18 protein-coding genes are annotated in these 17,183 nt (G+C 69.5%); 9 read left to right on the forward strand and 9 right to left on the reverse strand.

From position 1 onward, the window contains the following. Window positions 1–260 precede the first annotated feature (260 nt). From murJ to LWP59_RS40215, 7 genes are all read left to right on the forward strand, one after another. Window positions 261–2,093: a murein biosynthesis integral membrane protein MurJ gene (murJ, locus tag LWP59_RS40185; protein WP_144642913.1), complete on the forward strand. Its 1,833-nt coding sequence runs from the start codon at window positions 261–263 to the stop codon at window positions 2,091–2,093. Between the two features lie 82 nt (window positions 2,094–2,175). Next, window positions 2,176–3,753, forward strand: coding sequence for a protein kinase family protein (locus LWP59_RS40190; RefSeq protein ID WP_144642890.1), 1,578 nt, complete (start codon window positions 2,176–2,178; stop codon window positions 3,751–3,753). Between the two features lie 10 nt (window positions 3,754–3,763). Next, window positions 3,764–4,369, forward strand: a complete 606-nt coding sequence (gene sigM / locus LWP59_RS40195) for an RNA polymerase sigma factor SigM (RefSeq protein ID WP_191334789.1) — start codon at window positions 3,764–3,766, stop codon at window positions 4,367–4,369. A gap of 52 nt (window positions 4,370–4,421) precedes the next feature. Next, the gene (locus LWP59_RS40200; protein ID WP_144642888.1) at window positions 4,422–5,168 is read left to right on the forward strand and encodes a hypothetical protein; all 747 of its coding nucleotides are present in this window, start codon (window positions 4,422–4,424) and stop codon (window positions 5,166–5,168) included. Window positions 5,169–5,264: 96 nt separating this feature from the next. Next, window positions 5,265–6,260, forward strand: a complete 996-nt coding sequence (gene trxB / locus LWP59_RS40205) for a thioredoxin-disulfide reductase (RefSeq protein WP_144642887.1) — start codon at window positions 5,265–5,267, stop codon at window positions 6,258–6,260. A gap of 37 nt (window positions 6,261–6,297) precedes the next feature. Then, window positions 6,298–6,624 (forward strand): thioredoxin, encoded by a 327-nt coding sequence (gene trxA, locus LWP59_RS40210; RefSeq protein WP_144642886.1) that lies wholly within the window; start codon window positions 6,298–6,300, stop codon window positions 6,622–6,624. Between the two features lie 208 nt (window positions 6,625–6,832). Continuing rightward, on the forward strand, window positions 6,833–7,978 hold the full coding sequence (locus LWP59_RS40215; RefSeq protein ID WP_144642885.1) for an N-acetylmuramoyl-L-alanine amidase: 1,146 nt from the start codon (window positions 6,833–6,835) through the stop codon (window positions 7,976–7,978). A gap of 73 nt (window positions 7,979–8,051) precedes the next feature. Here LWP59_RS40215 and LWP59_RS40220 read toward each other — a convergent pair whose 3' ends face one another. Beyond that, window positions 8,052–8,699, reverse strand: a complete 648-nt coding sequence (locus LWP59_RS40220; protein WP_144642884.1) for a GNAT family N-acetyltransferase — start codon at window positions 8,697–8,699, stop codon at window positions 8,052–8,054. Window positions 8,700–8,871: 172 nt separating this feature from the next. Here LWP59_RS40220 and LWP59_RS40225 point away from each other — a divergent pair, with 172 nt between their 5' ends. Together LWP59_RS40225 and LWP59_RS40230 are read left to right on the forward strand one after the other, a co-directional pair. After that, window positions 8,872–10,185, forward strand: coding sequence for an aminotransferase-like domain-containing protein (locus LWP59_RS40225; RefSeq protein ID WP_144642912.1), 1,314 nt, complete (start codon window positions 8,872–8,874; stop codon window positions 10,183–10,185). A gap of 34 nt (window positions 10,186–10,219) precedes the next feature. Further along, a complete protein-coding gene (locus LWP59_RS40230) occupies window positions 10,220–11,170 on the forward strand; it encodes a D-alanine--D-alanine ligase family protein (protein WP_144642883.1) in 951 nt (316 codons plus the stop codon). Window positions 11,171–11,292: 122 nt separating this feature from the next. Here LWP59_RS40230 and LWP59_RS40235 read toward each other — a convergent pair whose 3' ends face one another. From LWP59_RS40235 to rpmH, 8 genes are all read right to left on the reverse strand, one after another. Beyond that, complete coding sequence (locus LWP59_RS40235; protein ID WP_144642882.1) at window positions 11,293–12,294, reverse strand: ParB/RepB/Spo0J family partition protein; 1,002 nt, start codon at window positions 12,292–12,294, stop codon at window positions 11,293–11,295. Further along, window positions 12,291–13,193, reverse strand: a complete 903-nt coding sequence (locus tag LWP59_RS40240) for a ParA family protein (protein ID WP_229857362.1) — start codon at window positions 13,191–13,193, stop codon at window positions 12,291–12,293. The genes LWP59_RS40235 and LWP59_RS40240 overlap by 4 nt, the downstream gene beginning before the upstream one ends. A 75-nt stretch (window positions 13,194–13,268) precedes the next feature. Continuing rightward, the gene (gene rsmG / locus LWP59_RS40245; RefSeq protein WP_144642881.1) at window positions 13,269–13,964 is read right to left on the reverse strand and encodes a 16S rRNA (guanine(527)-N(7))-methyltransferase RsmG; all 696 of its coding nucleotides are present in this window, start codon (window positions 13,962–13,964) and stop codon (window positions 13,269–13,271) included. Between the two features lie 152 nt (window positions 13,965–14,116). Then, window positions 14,117–14,656: a Jag family protein gene (locus LWP59_RS40250; protein WP_186383430.1), complete on the reverse strand. Its 540-nt coding sequence runs from the start codon at window positions 14,654–14,656 to the stop codon at window positions 14,117–14,119. A 30-nt stretch (window positions 14,657–14,686) separates the two neighbouring features. After that, complete coding sequence (yidC, locus tag LWP59_RS40255) at window positions 14,687–15,784, reverse strand: membrane protein insertase YidC (RefSeq protein WP_144642879.1); 1,098 nt, start codon at window positions 15,782–15,784, stop codon at window positions 14,687–14,689. 4 nt (window positions 15,785–15,788) lie between these two features. Further along, window positions 15,789–16,106 carry a membrane protein insertion efficiency factor YidD gene (yidD, locus tag LWP59_RS40260; protein ID WP_144642878.1) on the reverse strand — a complete coding sequence of 106 codons (318 nt, stop codon included), beginning with the start codon at window positions 16,104–16,106 and terminating at the stop codon, window positions 15,789–15,791. Then, window positions 16,103–16,498 carry a ribonuclease P protein component gene (rnpA, locus tag LWP59_RS40265; protein WP_144642877.1) on the reverse strand — a complete coding sequence of 132 codons (396 nt, stop codon included), beginning with the start codon at window positions 16,496–16,498 and terminating at the stop codon, window positions 16,103–16,105. The genes yidD and rnpA overlap by 4 nt, the downstream gene beginning before the upstream one ends. Window positions 16,499–16,522: 24 nt before the next feature. Next, entirely contained in the window at window positions 16,523–16,666 is a 144-nt protein-coding gene (gene rpmH / locus LWP59_RS40270; protein ID WP_144642876.1) for a 50S ribosomal protein L34, read from the reverse strand. Window positions 16,667–17,183 lie beyond the last annotated feature (517 nt).

Here is a 17,183-nt window from a genome sequence, read left to right on the forward strand (position 1 = left end):
AGCCGGGGTGGCCACCCGAGCCTCCCGCCGACCGTGTCGCACGGCGGCCGCCGCCTGACCGCGCGCCGGCGCCCGAACCGCCCCGGCGGCGGGTACCGCCACCGCCCGCCAACGGGCGGCGCAGGCAGGTCCCGCCGCAGGCACAGCAGGGCCAGGTCCCGCCGGTGCGGCAGCAGCCCCCGCCGCGCCAGCCGCCGCCCCCGCCGCCGCGCCGTCAGCCGGTGCGGCCCTGGCGCCAGGAGCGCGAGCAGCAGGACAGCATGCCCTTCGGGGCGCCGCCGCTGCCGCCGAACGACCCCGACGCGACGGTGTTCATCCCCCGCGTCGGCGGTGTCCCGGCCAGCTCGAAATGGCCGGTCGCCGACCCGGACTCGATGCGTCCGTACGACTCGCTCGCCACCCGGATGCTGCCGCGGCTGCCCAGCGCGTCCCAGGGTTCGTTCGGTGAGGGCCCCGGCCTCGACGCGACCGGCTACCTGCCGAAGGTCGAGAAGCCGGCCGCCGCGGCGCCGTCGCTGGTCAAGTCGAGCAGCCGGATCGCCGTCGCCTCGCTGATCAGCCGCATCACCGGCTTCTTCTGGAAGATCATGCTGGTGTGGGCGGTCGGCACCGGCATCGTCAACGACTCGTTCAACATCGCGAACACGCTGCCCAACATCGTGTTCGAGCTGCTGCTCGGCGGGGTGCTGAGCAGCGTCGTGGTACCGCTGCTGGTGCGCTCCCAGGACGACCCGGACGGTGGCGAGGCCTACACGCAACGGATGCTGACGGTGGCCTCCGTGCTGCTGCTGTTCGGCACGATCGTCGCCGTCATCGCCGCACCGGCGTTCACGTCGCTGTACACCGACGGCGGGTCCGGCGAGGCGAGTCCCGAGCTCACCACCGCGTTCGCCCGCCTGCTGTTGCCCGAGATCCTGTTCTACGGCCTGTTCGCGCTGCTCTCGGCGGTGCTCAACGCCAAGCAGATCTTCGGTCCCGCCGCCTGGGCCCCGGTCGTGAACAACCTCGTGGTGATCGTGACGCTGGGCCTGTTCATGGTGCTGCCCGGCGAGATCAGCACCAACCCCGTGCGGATGGGCGACACCAAGCTGCTCGTGCTCGGCGTCGGCGTCACCATGGGCATCGTCGTGCAGGCGATCATGCTGGTGCCGCCGCTGCTGCGCACCGGCTTCCGGTTCAAGTGGCGCTGGGGCCTCGACGCGCGGATGCGCGAGTTCGGCGGCCTCGCCCTGTGGATCCTCGGCTACGTCGGCGTCAGCCAGATCGGCTTCACGATCAACACCCGGGTGCTGACCAGCGGGGACGCGGGCGGCGTGACGATCTACTCCAACGCCTGGCTGCTGTTCCAGCTGCCCTACGGCGTGATCGGGGTGTCGCTGCTGACCGCGATCATGCCGCGGCTGAGCCGCAACGCCGCCGACGGCGACACCCGCAAGGTCGTCGCGGACCTGTCGTACGCCTCGCGCATCTCGACGGTGATGCTCGTGCCGATCGCCGCGGTGATGAGCGTGATCGGCTCCTCGGTCGGCATCGCGTTGTTCAGCGGTGGTGCGAACTCCTCCGTGCAGGCGGAACGGCTCGGCGAGGCGCTGGCCATCTCGGCGTTCGGGTTGCTGCCGTACGCGCTGGTCATGTTGCAGCTGCGGGTGTTCTACGCGATGAAGGACGCCCGCACCCCGACGCTGATCATGATCGTGATGACCATCGTCAAGATCCCGCTGCTGTATCTGTGCCAGGCGCTGCTGTCGGACCAGAACATCGTGCTCGGCGCCATGATGGTCAACTCACTGACCTTCGTGGTGGGCGCGATCATGGGGCAGGTGTGGCTGTGGGTGAGCCTCGGCAACCTGCGCAGCAAGCGGGTGCTCGGCGTCATCCTGTTCACCGTCGTGGCGAGTGCGCTCGGCGTGGTCGCGGCGGTGCTCGTCGGCGGGATCGTGCCGGACTTCGGGGTGCGGATCACCGCCTGGCTCAAGCTCATCCTGCAGGGGATCGTCGGCCTCGGCGTCTCGTTCGGCGTGCTCGCGGCGCTGAAGGTCGAGGAGCTCGCACCGGCCACGAAGCGCATCACCCGTTTGGTCAAGCGCCGGTAACGATCGACACACCGATAACCCTGAATGACCCGTGGTACTCGCGTACCCTCATCTCTTAGGTGCGCGAAAGAGAGAGCGTGGGGTGAACGAGAAGCGGAGCGAGCAGGTCGGGATCCGCGCGCGGGGTGGATCCCTCGCGCCCGGAAGTGTCGTCGGCGACGGCAGGTACCGGCTCCTTGCCCAGTTCGGTATCGACGAACGTGCCGGCGCTCACCTCTGGCGAGCGCGGGACGGCCAGCTCCGCCGTGATGTCGCGCTGACACTGCTGGTCGGCGACCCGGCGGACGCGGAGTCCGCGCGGATGGCGCGCCGCACCCTCGAACGCGCCGCCCACGCCGCGAAGTTCACGCACGAAGGCGTCGCCCGCGTGCTCGACGTGCTCAGCCTCGGCACCGGCATCACCTCCAGCGAGGGCCTGCTCGGCGTCGTCGTCACCGAGTGGACCAAGGGCACCGACCTCATCGACCTGGTCGCCGAACACCCCGTCGCCCCGCTCACCGCGGCGCGGATGGTGCAGAAGCTGGCCGAAGCGGTCGAGCGCGCGCACCACTCGGGCCTCGTGCTCGGCCTCGACCACCCACAGCGCCTGCGGCTGACCACCGACGGCACGCTGCGGCTGGCGTTCCCCGGCCCGCTGCCGGACGCCACCCTGCGCGACGACGTCAAGGCGATCGGCGCGGTGCTGTACCTGTTGCTCACCGGCCGGTGGGCGCTGCCCGGTGGCCCGGCCGCGATCCCGGCGGCGCCGCAGGCGCCCAACGGGCGGCTGGTCCCGCCGCGCTCGCTGGTGCCCGCGGTGCCGACGGAGCTGTCGTCGCTGGCGGTCCGCACGATCGAGGACGGTGGCCATGGCGGCATCCGTACCAGTGCCGCGATCCTGCGGGCGCTCGAAGTCGCAGCCGAAGCCGAGGAGCGCACCCAGTTGATCAACGCCGCCGGCGTGAAGCCCGACGACGACGGCACGATCTGGACCACTAAGAAGCCGGTCAAGGACAAGGCGCACCGGCGCAAGCTGGCGCTGGGCGTGACCGTGCTGGTCGTTGCCGCGGTCGGCATCCTGGCCTGGCTCGGCATGCTCGCGATCAGCTTCTTCCAGGACACCCCCAGCGGCGGGCCGCCGATCAACGTCGCGGCGCCGACCACCACCGCGGCCCCGCCGTCCACATCGCCGGCGCCCCCGCCTGCCAGCAGCAACAACCCGCCCGGACAGGCGCAGATCGGCGCGGCGGTCGAGCCGAGCGGTGCCACGGTCTACAACCCGGACGGCGATGGTGACAACACCAGCCGCGCGAAGAACCTGATCGACGGCGACCCGGGCACCACCTGGCGCACCGACCAGTACCGCCAGCAGTTCCCGACGATCAAGCAGGGCGTCGGCATCCTCGCGAGCTTCGACAACCCGATCAACCTGGCGAAGGTGACGATCGCCGGCGGCACCGCGAACACGGTGGTCGAGCTGCGGGCGGCCGACTCGAAGAACCCCGACCTCGGCTCCACCCGGGTCCTCGGCACGGCCACGCTGAACGGCCAGTCCACCGACATCGCGCTGCCGCAGCCGCAGCCGGGTCAGTACTTCGTCATCTGGATCACCAAGCTGGGCAGCAGCGGCGGGAAGTACCAGTCGCAGATCGGCGAATTGACCTTCTTGCCTGCCCAGTAGTGTGTCGCGGGTGACCGCAGCCGTACCCACGGACGCCGATCTCATCGCGGCCCACGCCGCCGGGGATCCCTCCGCGTTCAGCGAACTGGTGCGGCGGCATCGAGACCGGATGTGGGCCGTCGCGCTGCGTACGCTGCGCGACCCCGAAGAGGCGGCCGACGCTCTGCAGGACGCCTTCATCTCCGCGTTCCGGGCCGCCGGCAACTTCCGCGCCGAGTCCCAGGTGACGACCTGGCTGCACCGGATCGTGGTGAACGCCTGCCTCGACCGCATGCGCCGCAGGCAGGCCCGCCCGACGGTGCCACTGCCGGAGACCGGGTTCAACGAACCGGCGACGCCGCGGGACTCGATGGCCGACCGGGAGACCCGGCTGGTCATCCAGTCCGCGCTCGACCAGCTGCCCGAGGACCAGCGGGCGCCGATCGTGCTGGTCGACGTCGAGGGTTACTCGGTGAGCGAGACGGCGAAGCTGCTCGGGATCGCGGAGGGCACGGTCAAGAGCAGGTGTGCCCGGGGTCGCGCCAAACTCGCCAAGGTTCTTGGTCATCTGCGGAACCCGGATGCGATTGCGAACGTCCCAACTTCCGAAAGCAAACGCCGAGGGGAGGCTCGATGAACGGGGTACCCCCGCTGCAGCGGGCCGGTCGGGCGCAGGCACAGGAGGGACGATGACGGACGAAAGTCGGGGGATCGAGGCCGTCGGCCCGCCCTGGTCTGTCGATTTGCTCGCCGACCTGCACGCGGGCGTGCTGGACGACCACGAGGCGGCGCAGCTGTGGCCGCGGGTCCAGGCCGACCCGGAGGCGCGCGCGATCATCGAAGCCCTCGAGGCGACCACCACGGACCTGGCGAGCCTGGCCACCGCGCCCGCGCCGCCGATGCCGGCCGAGGTGGCCTCGCGGATCGACGACGCCCTCGCACAGGAAGCCCGCGGTGCCACCGGGGTCGCGCCGGTGGTGGATCTCGCCGCGGCGCGCCGCAAGCGCAACCAGCGCATCGGCTGGATCAGCGGGGTCGTGGCCGTCGCCGCGGCCGCGGTGGCGGCGATCGCCATCGTCGTACCGGGCTCGGGCGAAACCACCGGTACGCCCGTCGCCGCACCGCCGCCGAGCGCCCAGCCCGGTGGCTCGGCGCTGGCCGTGCGCAGCGACCAGCCGCAGGCCGCGGTCGGCCGGCTGAGCACGGGCGTGAAGGACTACGGCCCGCTCGGGAACGCACAGCGTCTGAGCAGCTGTCTGCAGGAAGCCGGCTTCGCGCCGACGGCCTCGCCGATCGGGGTCCGGCCGGGCACGCTCGACGGGCAGCCCGCCGTGCTGGCACTGCTGACCACGGGCAAGCTCGCCGAGTTCCGGCTCGTCGCGCTGTCCCCGGAATGCGGCCTGAAACCCCTGCTCGACCAGGTGGTCGGCCGGTAGTCTTCCGCGTCACGCGACAGGCGTCACCGCCGGGAACACCTGACCCTACGATCGTGTTGAGCCTGGTACGCAGGTCATGACGAGCGGAGGTCACGGGTGGCAGCGGAAAACGTTCGGAACCTGATCATCGTGGGATCCGGACCGGCTGGGTACACGGCGGCGATCTACGCCGCGCGCGCCCAGCTCGAGCCTCTGGTGTTCGAAGGATCCCAGTTCGGTGGCGCGCTGATGACCACGACCGAGGTGGAGAACTACCCCGGCTTCAAGGACGGCATCCAGGGTCCCGACCTCATGGACGAGATGCGCAAGCAGGCGGAGCGCTTCGGCGCGGAGCTGCGTGCGGAGGACGTCGAAGAGGTGGAGCTGACCGGCGACGTCAAGTACGTCACCGCGAATGGCGTCCGCTATGCGGCCAAGGCCGTGGTCCTCGCGATGGGCGCCGCAGCGCGGTACCTCAACGTGCCCGGCGAGCAGGAGCTGCTCGGCCGCGGCGTGTCGGCCTGTGCGACCTGTGACGGCTTCTTCTTCCGCGACCAGGACATCGCCGTCATCGGCGGTGGCGACTCGGCCATGGAGGAGGCGACCTTCCTGACCAAGTTCGCCCGCTCGGTGACGATCATCCACCGCCGTGAGGAGTTCCGGGCCTCGAAGATCATGCTGGAGCGTGCCCGCGCGAACGACAAGATCCGCTGGGCGCTGAACAAGCAGGTCGTCGAGGTGCAGGGCGAGGGCAAGGTGCAGGGCGTCAAGCTGCGTGACACCGTCACCGGCGAGGAGTCGGTCCTGGACGTCACCGGGTTCTTCGTCGCCATCGGCCACGACCCGCGCAGCGCGCTGGTCCGCGGCCAGGTGGATCTCGACGACGACGGCTACGTGCTGACGAAGGGCCGCACGTCGTACACGAACCTCGACGGGGTGTTCGCGTCCGGTGACCTGGTCGACCGCACCTACCGCCAGGCGATCACCGCCGCCGGCTCTGGCTGCAGCGCGGCCATCGACGCCGAGCGCTGGCTCGCCGAGCACGCCGGTGCCGAGCAGGCCGAAGCCGCGCCCGAACTGGTCGGCGGCGGCTACGGCCCCGGAATCAACTGACCACCAGACCTCACATCCCACAGGTAAGGAGAAACCGATGTCCGACACGGTGAAGGTGACCGACAACTCGTTCGCTGACGACGTGCTGACCAGCGAGACCCCGGTCCTGGTCGACTTCTGGGCGACCTGGTGCGGGCCGTGCAAGATGGTCGCGCCGGTGCTCGAGGAGATCGCCAGCGAGCACAAGGACAAGATCAAGATCGCCAAGCTGGACATCGACGAGAACCCGGGCACGGCGCGTGACTACCAGGTCATGTCCATCCCGACGCTCATCCTGTTCCAGGGTGGCAAGCCGGTGAAGCAGATCGTCGGGGCGAAGCCGAAGGCCGCGCTGCTCTCGGACCTTTCCGACGTTCTCGCCTGAGCAAGGCAACCTGAACCCGGGGGCCTGCGTCTTCCCAGGACGGCCCCCGGGTTTCTTGCTGCCTTCTACACGGGCGGGTGACGCACCGACCGGCCCTGCGTGGTCACAGAGAGTCCACAAGGCAGAATAGGGGTCCGGGCCAGCTGCCCGGGACTGTTTGCGCCGCACCGGATTTTCTCGCCGGTGCCCAAGGAAGAGCGAGGAGTGCATGCGGGTACTCCGCCGCGGTGACGCCGGTGAGGACGTCGCTGAGATCCGTTCGATGCTGGTGTCACTGGGCCTGCTCAGGACTGCCGGCGAGGCCGACGGTCAGGCGCTCTTCGACCAGGAGGTCGAGCGGGCCGTCCGCGGCTTCCAGCAGCGTCGTGGGCTGATCACCGACGGGATCGTCGGGCCGGCCACCTACCAGGTGCTGCGGGGCGCGACGTTCCATCTGGGCAGCCGCCCGCTCGCGTATCTGATCTCCGCGCCCGTGCACGGTGACGACGTGTTCGCCCTGCAGGACCGGCTCACCGAACTGGGGTACGACGCCGGCCGCCCGGACGGGTTGTTCGGTGGGCATACGGAGAAGGCGCTGCGGAACTTCCAGCGTGACTACGGCCTGACCGTCGACGGCATCTGCGGCACGGCGACAGTGCGCGCGCTGCGCCAGCTGTCCCCGCGGGCCCGTGGCGGCAGGCCGGTGTTCCTGCGTGAGCAGGAGCAGGTGCGGCAGGCGGGGCCGCGGCTGCGCGGCAAGCGCATCGTGATCGACCCCGGCCACGGCGGCCAGGACACCGGGATCGAGGTCCAGAACGTCCGCGAGGCGGCGCTGGCCTGGGACCTGGCGCGCCGGCTCGAGGGTCGGATGAAGGCCACCGGGATGGAGGCGCTCATCTCGCGGGGTCCGGACAACGGCCCGACCGAGGCCGAGCGAGCTGCGTTCGCCAACGAGGCCGGGGCGGACCTGTTCCTGTCGCTGCACTGCGATGCGAACCGGTCGCCGCACGCCCAGGGGGTCGCGACCTTCCACTTCGGCAACGGCTACGGGACGACCTCCACGGTCGGGGAGCTGCTCGCGGGGTTCATCCAGCGCGAGCTCGCGGCGCGAACGGGCCTGCTGGACTGCCGGACGCACGCGAAGACATGGGAGATCCTGCGCTTGACCCGCTGCCCGGCGGTGCGCATCGAGATCGGCTACCTGACCAACCCGAACGACCGCGCCCGGATGTCGGACCCGGCGTTCCGCGACGTGGTCGCCGAGGGCATCCTCGTCGCCGTCAAGCGCCTGTACCTGCTGGGCGAGGGTGACCAGCCCACGGGCACCTTCACCTTCGCCGACGTGCTGGCCCACGAGCTCGCGAAGGCCGAGTAGCAGAACACCCAAACGGCGCAACAACACACAGCTGTGGACAAGTCGACATACCTGTCCACAGATCTGTGGACAACTACACGCGAACGGGGCTCGGTTCCGCCGTCTGGATGGTGACCTGGCCGAGCAGGCGCTCCAGCGCGGCTTCGACGTCTTCCTTCCAGGAGATCGCCGAGCGCAGCTCCAGGCGCAGCCGCGGCCATTTCGGGTGCGGGCGCACGGTCTTGAACCCGACCGCGCTGAGGAAGTCCGCCGGCACGACGCACGTGTGGCCCATCGCGTCGTTCCCGGGCTCGTCCGGGTTCGAGTCGCCGAAGGCCTCGATCGCGCGCACGCCGCGCCGCGTGAGGTCCTTCGCCACCGCCTGGACCAGCGTCCGGCCCAGGCCGCCGCCGCGGAACTCCGGCAGCACGTGGAAACCGGTCAGCAGCACGGCGTCCGCGCTCGGCGGTGACGTCGGGAAGGCGTTGGCCCGCGGGACGGCGTTCGGCGGGGCATACAGCACGAAACCGACCGGCAGGTTGTCGCTGTAGATGAGCCGGCCGCAGGAACCCCATTCCAGCAGCACGCTGGACACCCAGGCTTCCTTCTCCACCTCGGTCGAGCCGAACTCCTCGGCCTGGGCCCGCAGGTGCGGCGCCAGCTCCCAGTACACGCACCGGCGACAGTGCTTCGGCAGCTGCTCCAGGTTGTCCAGCGTGACGCCCACGACGCGACGCGACACCCGACCTCCCAGATTGCGTTCGTGACCGGCCAACGGGCGCAACAGATCGCTACGGCGTTTTCGACCGCCTTTGAGGATAGGCGCATGTGACGCACGCCGAAAGGCAGCGAAGGTCACAAGGACGAGTGGTTACACTCGACTGACTGACCGCCGACATGCTTGCGAAGTGCTGATGACTGCCTCGATGCCCGACAGAACCGGACGCCACAACCTCGACCCGCACCTCGACCGGTACGCAGCACGCACCGCCGGGATGACGGCATCGGAGATCCGGGCGCTGTTCGCGGTGGCGAGCAGGCCCGAGGTGGTCTCGCTGGCCGGGGGCATGCCGAACCTCGCCGCGCTGCCGCTGGACAGCCTCTCCACCCAGATCGGTGAGCTGATCGCCGAAGACGGGCTCGTAGCGCTCCAGTACGGCTCCGCGCAGGGCATCCCGGCCCTCCGGGAGCAGATCTGCGAGATCATGGCACTGGAGGGCATCTCAGCCCACCCTGACGACGTCGTGGTGACCGTCGGCTCCCAGATGGGCCTCGACATGGTCACCCGCCTCTTCTGCGATCCCGGCGACATCGTGCTCGCCGAGGGCCCGTCGTACGTCGGCGCGCTCGGGTCGTTCGCGGCCTATCAGGCGCAGGTCGTACACGTCGCGATGGACGACGACGGGCTGGTGCCCGAGGCGCTGCGCGAGGCACTGGCCCAGGCGGGGAGGGCCGGCAAACGGGTCAAGTTCCTCTACACGATCCCGAACTTCCACAACCCCGCCGGCGTTACGCTGGCGGTCGAGCGGCGCGCCGAGATCCTCGAGATCTGCCGGACGCATGGCGTGCTCGTGATCGAGGACAACCCGTACGGCCTGCTCGGCTTCGACGGGCAGACCTACCCGTCGCTGCGTTCGCTCGACCCGGACAACGTGGTGTACCTCGGCTCGTTCTCGAAGACGTTCGCCTCCGGGCTGCGGGTCGGCTGGGTGCTGGCGCCACACGCGGTGCGCGAGAAGCTGGTGCTGGCCGCCGAGTCGGCGACGCTGTGCCCGCCGACGCTCAACCAGATGATCGTGTCGCGGTACCTCGGCACGCACGACTGGAAGGGCCAGATCAAGACCTTCCGCGAGAACTACCGTGAGCGCCGGGACGCGATCCTCGGCGCGCTCGAGCAGCACATGCCTGCCGGGTGCACCTGGACCACCCCGGACGGCGGGTTCTACGTCTGGGTGACCGTGCCCGAGGGCGTCGACACCAAGGCGATGCTGCCGCGTGCGGTCACCGCCCGGGTGGCCTACGCGTCGGGCACCGGTTTCTACGCCGACGGGTTCGGCAGCAGGCAGATGCGGTTGTCCTACTGCTACCCGACCCCGGAGCGGATCCGCGAGGGCGTGCGCAGACTCGCCGGGGTGCTCGAGTCCGAAATGGACCTGGTCCGCACGTTCGGTAACGTCAGCATGCGGCCGATCTCCGGGCCGGAGAACCCCTCCCCGGACACGGCCTGATCTGCTGTCCACAATAGACATTCAGGAGTACGGCGTGGTTGCACCCACCGTCGCGGTTCTCGCGGGCGGCCTTTCGCACGAGCGGGACGTCTCCCTGCGTTCCGGCAGGCGGTTGTCCGCCGCGTTGCGCACGCAGGGGCTGACGGTCGAGGAATGGGACACGGACGCGGGGCTGCTGAACCGGCTGCGCACCGACCGTCCCGACGCGGCGGTGATCGCGCTGCACGGCGGCCAGGGCGAGAACGGCTCGGTCCAGACCATCCTCGAGATGCTGAAGGTGCCCTACGTCGGCACCAGCTCGCAGGGGTGCCGACGTGCCTGGGACAAGCCGACCGCCAAGGCGTTGATCGCCGAGGCGGGCTTCTCCACGCCGGGCTGGGTGGTGCTGCCCAACAGCACCTTCCGGGAGCTCGGCGCACAGGACGTGCTGGACGCCATCGTCGAGCACCTCGGCCTGCCGCTGATCCTCAAGCCGGACCAGGGCGGCTCGGCGCTCGGCACGCAGGTCGTCCGGGACGCGGCGGAGCTGCCGGCCGCGATGGTCGGTTGCTTCGCCTACGGCGACACCGTGCTCGCGGAGCGGCTCATCGACGGCACGGAGATCGCGATCGGCGTCGTCGAGCGCGACGGTGGCCCGCAGGCGTTGCCGGCAGTCGAGATCGTGCCCGAGAGCGGGGTCTACAACTACACCTCTCGCTACACCGCGGGCCTGACGGACTTCTTCTCGCCCGCCCGGCTCTCGGACGACGTGGCCAAGGCGGTCGGCGAGCTCGCGGTCGCCGCGCACCGGTTGCTCGGGATGCGTGACATCTCGCGGACCGACGCGATCATCGCGCCCGACGGCACGGTGCAGTTCCTCGAAGTGAACTCGTCGCCGGGGCTGACCGAGACCTCGACGGTGCCGATGGCGATGGAGTCCGCGGGAACCAGCCTCGGCGAGGTCTTCGCCGACCTCATCGGCCGCGCGATCGAACGCACCGCCTGACCAGAACTCGAAGGCCCCTTCGCAGCAACCCCCGGAACAAGTCCGGTGTTGCAACCACCCTGGAACTCGGGGCGTGCGAAAGGGCCTTCAGTTATTCATCACCGTGACGAAATAACCCGGTGTCATTCCTCATCGGAATCGAGTGCCCGATTTGTCGTATTCGGCGCCATGAGGGCCACGATCCGCTCCAGGTCGTCGACCGAACCGAACTCGACGACGATCCGGCCCTTCCGGCGGCCGAGGTCGACCTTCACGCGAGTGTCGAAGGTGTCGGAGAGGCGCGTGGCCAGATCCTGGAGACCGGGCGCCTGCATCGCCTTGCGCGGTTGTGCCTTCGGCTTGGCGGGCGCCTCGCTCTTCTTGAGCGTCACCGCCTCCTCGGTCGCCCGCACCGACAGCCCCTCGGCGACGATGCGGGTCGCCAGCTCCTCCTGCGCCTCGGGCTCTTCGAGCGACAGCAGCGCGCGGGCGTGCCCGGCCGAGAGCACCCCGGCGGCGACCCTGCGCTGGACGGGGAGGGGGAGCTTCAGCAACCGGATCGTGTTGGTGATGACCGGGCGGCTGCGGCCGATCCGGCCGGCCAGCTCCTCGTGCGTCACCTCGAACTCGTCGAGCAGCTGCTGGTACGCGGCGGCCTCTTCGAGCGGGTTCAGCTGGACGCGGTGGATGTTCTCCAGCAGTGCGTCGCGCAGCATCGCCTCGTCGGCGGTCTGCCGGACGATGGCGGGGATCTTCTCCAGCTCCGCCTGCTGCGACGCGCGAAGGCGCCGCTCGCCCATGACGAGCTCGTATTCTTCGCCGGGCAGCTCGCGGACCACGATCGGCTGCATGAGCCCGAACTCGCGGATCGAGTGCTCCAGCTCCGAGAGCGCCTCCTGGTCGAAGACCTGACGCGGCTGCTTCGGGTTGGGCTTGATGGCGCTGATCGGGACCTCGCGGTAGACCGCGCCCGATACCTCGCCACTGGGCACCGTCACCGAGCCGTTCGTGGCGAACTGGTCCTTGTCACCATTGCGCGAGGACGCCTCGAGCCCGACCTCCGCCGCCGGCTGCTCGCCGGCAGCCGGTCCGGTGGGGATCAGCGCCGCGAGGCCGCGGCCGAGTCCTCCTCTGCGCTCCGTCATAGGGTTCCACTCCTCGATCCGTTGGTGCTTCCGCGTTCGGCGATCTCCTTCGCGGCGTCCACGTAGCTCATCGCGCCGCGCGAGCCCGGGTCGTACGCCAGCACGGTCTGGCCGTAGCTGGGCGCCTCCGAGACCTTCACGTTGCGCGGGATGACGGTCTTGAGCACGACGTCGCCGAAGTGCCCGCGCACCTCCGCGGTCACCTGGTCGGCGAGCTTGGTGCGGCCGTCGTACATGGTCAGCAGGATGGTGGACACCGCGAGCGTGGGGTTGAGGTGCTTCTGCACGAGGTCGATGTTGCTCAGCAGTTGCCCCAGCCCCTCCAGCGCGTAGTACTCGCACTGGATCGGGATGAGCACCTCGCGCGCCGCCACCATCGCGTTGACCGTGAGCAGGCCGAGCGACGGCGGGCAGTCGATGAAGACGTAGTCGACGCCGACCTCGTCGATCGCCTCGGAGGAAAGCGCCTCCTTGAGACGGGACTCGCGGTTCTCCATCTCGACGAGTTCGATCTCGGCGCCGGCGAGGTCGATCGTGGCGGGCACGCAGAGCAGGTTCGGCGACTGCTCGCTGACGGCAGTGGCGTCCGCGAGGGACACCTCGCCGAGGAGCACCTCGTAGACGGACGGCGTGCCGGAGCGGTGTTCCACGTTGAGCGCCGTGCTGGCGTTGCCCTGCGGGTCGAGGTCGATCACGAGCGTCTTGAGCCCGTGCACCGCGAGGGCGGCGGCGAGGTTGACCGCACTGGTGGTCTTGCCGACCCCGCCCTTCTGGTTGGCGACCGTCAGCACGCGCCGGTGGTCGGGACGGGGAAGCATGTTGGGTTCGGGATGCAGAACGCGCGCCGCGCGCTCGGCTTCTTCGGCGATCGGGGTCCAGTCTGCTGAAGGCGGGGTCACCGGCCGAGCCACCTCTCTGGTATCGACACTCCACCGCGCACACCGCACGGTTTCACGTGGAACATGGCCATCTTTTCATCCCGTCCGCTTCGACCGGACACCGACGGCGTTTCGTCGTCGTTTCCCCTGCGCCGATGCCTGCGGCCGGATTCGCTCGACAATCACAACGGTCGTGGGGACCTCCACCAGGCCGACCCCACACTCGGAGACCGTGGGCGTACCGCCTCCGACCCGAGCCACGGCGGTCGCATCGCGGGCGACTTCGTCCCGCGCACTGGCCCCCTTCAATGCGAGCATCATGCCACCCTCGCGGAGAAGCGGCAGACACCATCCCGCCAATCGGGCCAGGGGAGCGACCGCGCGGGCGGTCACCACATCGACGGTGCCGATCTCCGCCCGCACGACCTTCTCTTCCGCACGACCGCGGAGCACCCGCACATCGAGATCCAGCTCCTCGATCACCTCGCTCAGCCAGTCGACCCGGCGAGCCATCGGCTCGACGAGGGTGATCTCGAGATCGGGTCGCGCGATGGCGAGCGGGATGCCGGGCAGCCCGGCGCCGGACCCGACGTCGACGACCCGCACACCCTCCGGGATGCGCTCGCCGATGACGGCGGAGTTCAGGAGGTGCCGCTCCCATAGCCGGTCGACTTCGCGGGGACCGATCAGCCCCCGTTCGACCCCGTGCTGCTCCAGCAGTTCCGCGAACCGCTCGGCACGCGCCAGCCCGACTCCGAACACCTCGGCCGCCGAGCTTTCGACGTTGCCCACTCGTCACCCCGTTTCACGTGAAACCTCTGTCGCTCTCGATTGTCCCCGACCCCAACATCAAGAGGGGGAGGCGGACCCGTTTCACGTGAAACACGAGCGCGCAAAAAAGCAGCCCGCCGGATCACCGGCGGGCTGCTCTCGTTCCTGACTTGTCAGTCCTCGTCGTCCGGCAGGACGACTACCCGACGCTTCGGCTCCTCGCCCTCGCTCTCGCTGCGAGCGCCCTCGACCTCGGCGACCGCGTCATGCACGACCTTGCGCTCGAACGGGCTCATCGGCTGCAGCCGCACCTTCTCGCCCGTCGACACGACCGTCTCCGCGGTGGACCGGCCGAGCTCCCGCAACTCCTCCCGGCGGCCGGCGCGCCAGCCCGCGATGTCCAGCATCAGCCGGCTACGCGTACCGGTCTCCTGCTGCACCGCCAGCCGGGTCAGCTCCTGCAGCGCCTCGAGCACCTGCCCGCGGTTGCCGACCAGCTTCTCCAAGTCGTCCCCGCCGTCGATGCTGACGACCGCCCGGCCCGCTTCGACATCCAGGTCGATGTCACCGTCGTAGTCCAGCAGGTCCAGCAGGCGCTCCAGGTAGTCCCCGGCGATGTCGCCTTCCTGCACCAGCAACTCGGCACCCGTGGGACCGCTCTGCTCGTCTCCGGACTTCTCCTCGGTCTCGATCGCCTCGACCGTTTCCGACATCATTCGTCTCCTCTCCCGTGGAAAAAGCCGTCAGCGACGCTTCTGCCCCGAGCCTTTCTGTCCTGAGTTCTTACCGCCCGATGCCGGCTTCTTCCGCTGCTGCGCGGACCCGTTCTGGGGGCGCTGCGGCTGCTGGGCGAAGCGGTGGGGCGATCCGGCCTTGGTACTGCGCTTGCCGTTGCCGGCGGGGGTGGTGTCGTCACCGGCGGCGGACTCGATCTCCGCGGCAGGCTTGCTCGACTGCACCGGCTTCTGACCGGGCTTCGGCTTGGCGCCCGGCTTCGGGGCGAGCGCGTCGCGCTTCTCCTTCGCCTCGGCCTTCTTGGCGGCCTCTTCCTTGTCGATGCGCGTGTACACCAGCCGCTGCTGCATCAGGGTCCAGCTGTTGTTGGACAGCCAGTAGACGAGCAGACCGATCGGGAAGAACGCACCGAAGACGAGCACACCCAGCGGGAAGATGTACATCGTCAGCTTCTGCATGATCGCGGCCTGCGGGTTGGCGTCGGTGGCCGTCGCGCTCTGCCGCGCGGCCGAGTGTCGCGCGGTGAGGTGCGTCAGGATGCTGGCCAGGATCATCAGCGGGATGGCCACCGGGGCGACGTTCCAGTTCCAGCCGCCGTCGGCGAAACCACCGAGCGTCGCGGTGTGGTGGATCGCGTCGCCGATGTGGACGCCGAAGAGCTTCGCGTTGAGGTAGGACTCGACGCCCTGCTGGTCGAAGAAGTAGTTGTTGACCTTCGGGCTGCCGTCCTTCGGCGGAATCGAGAACGCCCGGAGCACCCAGTTCAGACCGATGAACGCGGGGATCTGCAGGATCATCGGCAGGCAGCTGCCCAGGGGGTTGACCCCGTGCTCGCGCTGGAGCTTCTGCATCTCCTGCGCCTGGCGCTGCTTGTCGTTCGCGTACTTCTTCTGGACCTTCTTCAGTTCCGGCGCGAACTCCTGCATCTTCTTCATCGACCGGACCTGCTTCACGAACGGCTTGAACATGATGCCGCGGATCGTGAACGTCAGGAACATGATCGCGAGGATCCACGCGATCGCGTTGTTCTCACCCAGTACGAAGCCGAAGACTTTGTGCCAACACCAGAGGATGAAGGACACGGGGTAGTAGATGAAGTTGAGCACTGAGCTACTCCTCGGTTGACAAACCAGGTCTGGTGCGGCGCCAGGAGAACTTCTCGGGCACCGGATCGCGGCCGGGCATGGTCCACGGGCCGCAGCGCAACAGCCGGCGCGCCGCGAGGTAGAAACCTCGGGCGGCGCCGAACCGGGTCAGGGCCTCAACCGCGTACGTGCTGCAGCTCGGATAGAAGCGGCAGCTGGGCGGGAGGAAGGGGGAGATGCATTTGCGATAGAAGCGAAGCGGGAGCAGCAGGACCCAGGCGGCCGGGCCCGGGCGGATGACTTCCTGGGTCTCGTCGCCGATCGCGGTCGTGTGTTCGTTCACACCGCAGGCCCATCGTTGTCGTTGTCGGCACCGGCGAGGCGCCGGTCGGGGAGCAGGCGCAACCGCTTGAGCGCCGCGTCGAGGTCCGCGCCGAGGTCGGCGCTGGACGCCGTCGCCGCCGGCGGCAATGCCCTAACCACCAACGAGCTGCCGGGCGGCACAGTTCCGAGGCGGGCGGCGACCAGATGCCGCAGCCGCCTGGCCACCCGGTGCCGGACGACGGAGTTCCCGACAGCCTTGCTCACCACAAAACCCGCCCGCGAGGAAGACGCGGACGGGTCTCGGGCCGGCAACGCGTGCACGACCAGACGCCGCCGCCCGGCGCGGGACCCCCTGCGCATCACTTCGCGGAAGTCCTCACTTCGCCGCAGACGTGCGGCAGCGGGCAGCATTCGGCGCGCCTGGAAGTGGCGCGGTCAGGCGGACAGCTTCTCGCGGCCCTTGCGACGACGGGCCGAAAGGATGCCGCGGCCGGCGCGGGTGCGCATGCGCAGCCGGAATCCGTGCGTGCGGGCGCGTCGGCGGTTGTTCGGCTGGAAAGTGCGCTTACCCTTGCTCACGACTCTGCTTCTCCTGGTCTCGACATACCGGCGGCGCAGGGCCACCGTCAGGTCTGGTGTGTCTCCCGGCGAACTCACGAACATGGACACGCAAAGGTGCCCGCTGCATGCGGGGGACTGTACGAGCGTACGCACCCGCTCAGGTGACCCGCCAACCGCCCCCCGGTCAGTACGGGGGAGGATCGAGTGGCGACGCGGCGTAGACCATGGAATCCTTCTCCGGCGGGCGTCTTGTCTGACAGCGCGAGGCTTGTTAGCGTGTCTCCTCTTGAGTCACCCGTTCGTGGGGCTCGGCGCCGCCGTCAAAAGGTGTGGAGGCTCTGGCTGGCGTAGTTTGCACCCGCAGGTGGAGTCGCTGCGGGTCGCCGTACATTAGTGCACAGTTGTGGACAACTCTGTGGATGACCGCTGCGCGCGGTCGCCGCTGCAGCCGAGAACGCCGCTCGATGGAGTGGAGCAGGCGGCCGGCGAGGGTGTGTTTCGTCTCTGGGGTGGCGAGGGGAGGGGAGCGAAGTCG

It is taken from the genome of Amycolatopsis acidiphila (genome assembly GCF_021391495.1).
In the GTDB taxonomy this organism is placed as follows: Bacteria; Actinomycetota; Actinomycetes; order Mycobacteriales; family Pseudonocardiaceae; genus Amycolatopsis_E; species Amycolatopsis_E acidiphila.